Below are 3,841 nucleotides of genomic sequence, written 5' to 3'. Positions count from 1 at the left end.
CATAACTTCTGCGAAAGCTGCAATCGCGTGCGATTGACCTGCACGGGCGAACTTTATCTCTGCCTTGGTCAGGAAGACATGGCCGATCTGCGCGCGCCCCTGCGCAACAACCCCAAAGACGACGCCCCCCTGCAAGAGGCCATTCGCGCCGCAATCGGGATCAAACCCAAAGGCCATGACTTTGATTATTCGCGCCAGAAAGCCGATGGTCAGGTAACGCGCCACATGAGCCACACGGGCGGTTAACCACCCCCTGCGCTTTTACGCACAGAGTTGGCGCGATTTCGCCGAATTGTGCGCGGGGCTGTGCCGCCCTAAATCCCTCTCAACATCAATTGGAGAGACCCCATGTCCGTCAGTTCCCGTTTTGAAACATCGCAAGCGAGACCAACCCTAGAGGGCGCAGGCGTGCAGCTACACCGCGCGTTCGGGTTTCAGGACCCCACCGAATTGGATCCTTTCCTTCTTTTCGATGATTTTCGCGGCGATCACCCTGACATGTTCGAAAAGGGCTTTCCATGGCATCCACATCGCGGCATCGAAACAATCACCTATGTGCTTAGCGGTAGCGTCGATCACACCGACAGCCTTGGCAATACCGGCACGCTTGGCGCGGGTGATGTGCAATGGATGACCGCTGGTTCAGGTATCATGCATCAGGAAATGCCCCACGGTAACGCCAAGGGACAGATGCACGGGTTTCAGCTTTGGGCGAATTTGCCATCCTCACTCAAGATGACCGCGCCGCGGTATCAGGACGTTGACGCCAAAGAGATTCCCGAAATAACCGATGACGACGGCACGCGCGTTAAGGTTATTGTCGGCGACTTCTGGGGCAAATCGGGCCCTGTGGATGGCATCGCAGCCGATCCTCAGTATCTGGACATTTCCGTTCCCGCCGGCGTGAAAAAGACCTTCAAGCTAAGCCACCACCGCCGCTCTTTCGCATATGTTTACGAGGGCGACGCAGCCTTCGCAGATGCGTCGACCCCGACAGGGATATTACTGGAAAAAGAGGTTGGCGGCGAAGAGGTCAACATCCGCGATATGTCTGGCAACCGCACATTGGTGCGCTTTGGGGCATCCGATAGCGTCACGGTACAGGCCGGCGCGCAAGGCGTGCGTTTCCTGTTGATCTCAGGTCAGCCTTTGCAGGAACCTGTGGCCTGGCACGGCCCGATTGTGATGAACACCCGCGCGGAATTGATGCAAGCCGTCAAGGATTTGCGCAACGGCACCTTCATCAAACCGGCGCATTAACCCGCGCCGACTGCTCCGCGCACCATATGCCAATAGACATCCTCAACCTGATCGCGGCTGAGGGTGCCACTATCACGATACCAGGTTGTGACACCGGTCAACATGGCAACCAGCGCGCGGGTGGTCACGCGCACATCGGCAATATGAAACACATCTGCATTTTGCCCCGCCCGCAGGATATCAGCCAAGGCGCTTTCATATTGTCCGCGCAACTGCTCGATCTGCTTGAAATGCGCCTCGCTCAGATTGCGTAGTTCCATATACGCAATGAATACCGCATCAGGGCGTTCCAGGTGAAATCCGATGTGAAACCGCGTGAAGGCTTCAAGCGCGGCGATAGGTCCGCCGGCAGGCTCGCGTGCATCCAGCGCCGCCAATAGCTCATCCATATGCTGTTTCATCAAGTCAAACAGCAAGGTTTGCTTGTCAGGCGTGTAATTATAAAGCGCGCCGGCCTGAACCCCCACCTTTGATGCAATTTGGCGCATCGAAACAGCAGCATAGCCGCGCTGCGCAAACAGGCTTTGTGCCGCTGCGCGCACCCTCGGGCGGGTCAAATCAGAATGGGATCCTTGGGTTCTCGCCATGCCTCATGTTAACTGAACATGTGTTCAGAAAAAACCGTAAATCGCATCGCCCTTGCGTTGGCTTGTCCCTTGCGGCAGTAAAGCTCAAAGTCTTGGATCAATTTTATGCGCGCACCCTTTATCATTTTCATTGCCCTTTGCGCAGCAGGCCTTGGCGGGTGTGGCAAATTTCCTGAACTGGAAGTGTCCGAAGCCCAATTCGACAGCAAAACGCCCTATCCAAAGCTGGTGCCACTGGAAGAACTTCTTAAAGAGCCCGAAGCAACGATCACAGATGAGGTTCAAACAGACCTCACAACGCGGCGCGATGACTTGCAGGCCACTCCCGAAGCACAAGGCGTAAGCGATACCAGCGACCCTGTGCTGGACCGCATCGACGAATTGCGCGCGCGCCGCGATGCGCAAGCCGCCAGCGATCCTGCAATTGATGACGAACTGCGCAAACGCATGGAAGCAGGCATCACCGCGCCAACAGTGCCAGAGTGATAGCTCGCTAAAGCAAAATAACGATTGCGACATTGCACCTGCCGCGCGTGAAAGCTAAAGGCAAACCAGAACTCGAATACCGATACATGCAGGAGCACCCAGATGAGCCAACTTTCGCCATTGCGACTTGGAATTGCAGGTCTGGGGACCGTGGGAACGGGTGTTGTAAAGATCGTACGCCAGCAGGCCGCGCTTTTGTCCGCCCGCGCAGGGCGCGACGTTGTCATCACAGCCGTCAGCGCCCGCGATCAAAGTCGCGAGCGCGGTGTTTCGCTCTCTGGCTATGCCTGGGAAAGTGATCCTGTCGCCCTGGCAAAACGCGATGATGTGGATGTCTTCGTCGAATTGATCGGCGGCGATTCCGGCCCCGCGAAAGACGCGGTCGAGGCCGCGCTCGCCTCTGGCAAGGATGTGGTGAGCGCCAACAAAGCGCTGCTCGCCCATCATGGTCAGGCGCTGGCAGAAATGGCTGAAATCGCGGGGCATGTGATCCGCTTTGAAGCCGCTGTCGCAGGTGGCATTCCCGTCATAAAATCCCTTCTTGAGGGGCTGGCAGGCAATGAAATCACCCGCGTCATGGGCGTGATGAACGGCACCTGCAATTACATCCTGACCAATATGGAAAAATCGGGCCGCGGATATAACGCGCTTTTCGATGAATGCGCTGAACTTGGCTATCTCGAAGCGGATCCGAATCTGGATGTGGGCGGCATTGATGCAGGACACAAACTTGCGCTGCTGGCGTCCATTGCCTTTGGCACACAGGTCGATTTCGACGCTGTCGAACTCGAAGGCATCCAGCGGATCGAGCTTCAGGACATCAAACACGCAGCCGACATGGGTTTCAAAATCAAATTGCTTGGCGTCACCCAAATGACCGGCCGTGGTCTTGAACAACGCATGACACCCTGCCTCGTCCCTGACACATCGCCCCTCGGCCAGCTTGATGGTGGCACCAATATGGTGGTGATTGAAGGCAATCAGGTCGAGCAAATCGTATTGCGCGGCCCCGGCGCGGGCATGGGGCCCACCGCCTCTGCCGTCATGGGCGATATCATGGATATCGCGCGCGGCAATCGCGTGCCAACCTTTGGTGTTCCTGCTGCGAAACTCGTCAAGGCAACACCGGCCATGGCCGCCAGCACTGCGCCCTTCTATCTGCGCGTTGGCCTGATGGACAAACCGGGCGCGATGGCAAAGATCGCGACAATTCTTGGCGATGCAGGTATCTCCATCGACCGCATGCGCCAGCTTGGACATGTCGACGAATCCGCGCCGGTGCTGATCGTGACACATAAATGCATGCGCCAATCACTGGATCACGCATTAGAGGCCATGAGCAAAACCGACGTGCTCACCACAGCCCCTGTCGCGCTGCGCATCGAAAACCTCTGAACGTTTTCCCTTCTTTGGTCCTTAAATACCTCGGGAGAGCGCGAGAGGGCTGGCCCTCTCGCCCCTAACGCTGAATGTCAGCGCAAACACTGCCGCCAAGCGCGCCATTGCTC

General features: G+C 57.1%; 4 protein-coding genes and 1 pseudogene. 4 read left to right on the top strand and 1 reads right to left on the bottom strand.

Annotated features, from left to right (window positions below):
* Together WBC85_RS04630 and WBC85_RS04625 are read left to right on the top strand one after the other, a co-directional pair.
* A pseudogene (locus WBC85_RS04630) lies at positions 1-246 on the top strand (cyclic pyranopterin phosphate synthase); the annotation flags it as partial.
* Positions 247-348: 102 nt separating this feature from the next.
* The gene (locus WBC85_RS04625) at positions 349-1,260 is read left to right on the top strand and encodes a pirin family protein (protein ID WP_424433505.1); all 912 of its coding nucleotides are present in this window, start codon (positions 349-351) and stop codon (positions 1,258-1,260) included.
* Here the strand turns inward: WBC85_RS04625 and WBC85_RS04620 are convergent.
* The gene (locus tag WBC85_RS04620) at positions 1,257-1,847 is read right to left on the bottom strand and encodes a TetR/AcrR family transcriptional regulator (protein ID WP_424433504.1); all 591 of its coding nucleotides are present in this window, start codon (positions 1,845-1,847) and stop codon (positions 1,257-1,259) included. The two genes, WBC85_RS04625 and WBC85_RS04620, sit on opposite strands and share 4 nt — an antisense overlap.
* A 105-nt stretch (positions 1,848-1,952) precedes the next feature.
* Between WBC85_RS04620 and WBC85_RS04615 the strand changes: the two genes are divergently transcribed.
* Together WBC85_RS04615 and WBC85_RS04610 are read left to right on the top strand one after the other, a co-directional pair.
* Positions 1,953-2,333, top strand: coding sequence for a hypothetical protein (locus WBC85_RS04615; RefSeq protein WP_424433503.1), 381 nt, complete (start codon positions 1,953-1,955; stop codon positions 2,331-2,333).
* A gap of 102 nt (positions 2,334-2,435) precedes the next feature.
* Positions 2,436-3,728 (top strand): homoserine dehydrogenase, encoded by a 1,293-nt coding sequence (locus tag WBC85_RS04610; protein WP_424433502.1) that lies wholly within the window; start codon positions 2,436-2,438, stop codon positions 3,726-3,728.
* The last annotated feature ends 113 nt before the right edge of the window (positions 3,729-3,841 follow it).

It is taken from the genome of Planktotalea sp. (assembly GCF_049680325.1).
Taxonomy (GTDB): Bacteria; Pseudomonadota; Alphaproteobacteria; order Rhodobacterales; family Rhodobacteraceae; genus Planktotalea.
This window is presented reverse-complemented; position numbering and strand designations above follow the sequence as displayed.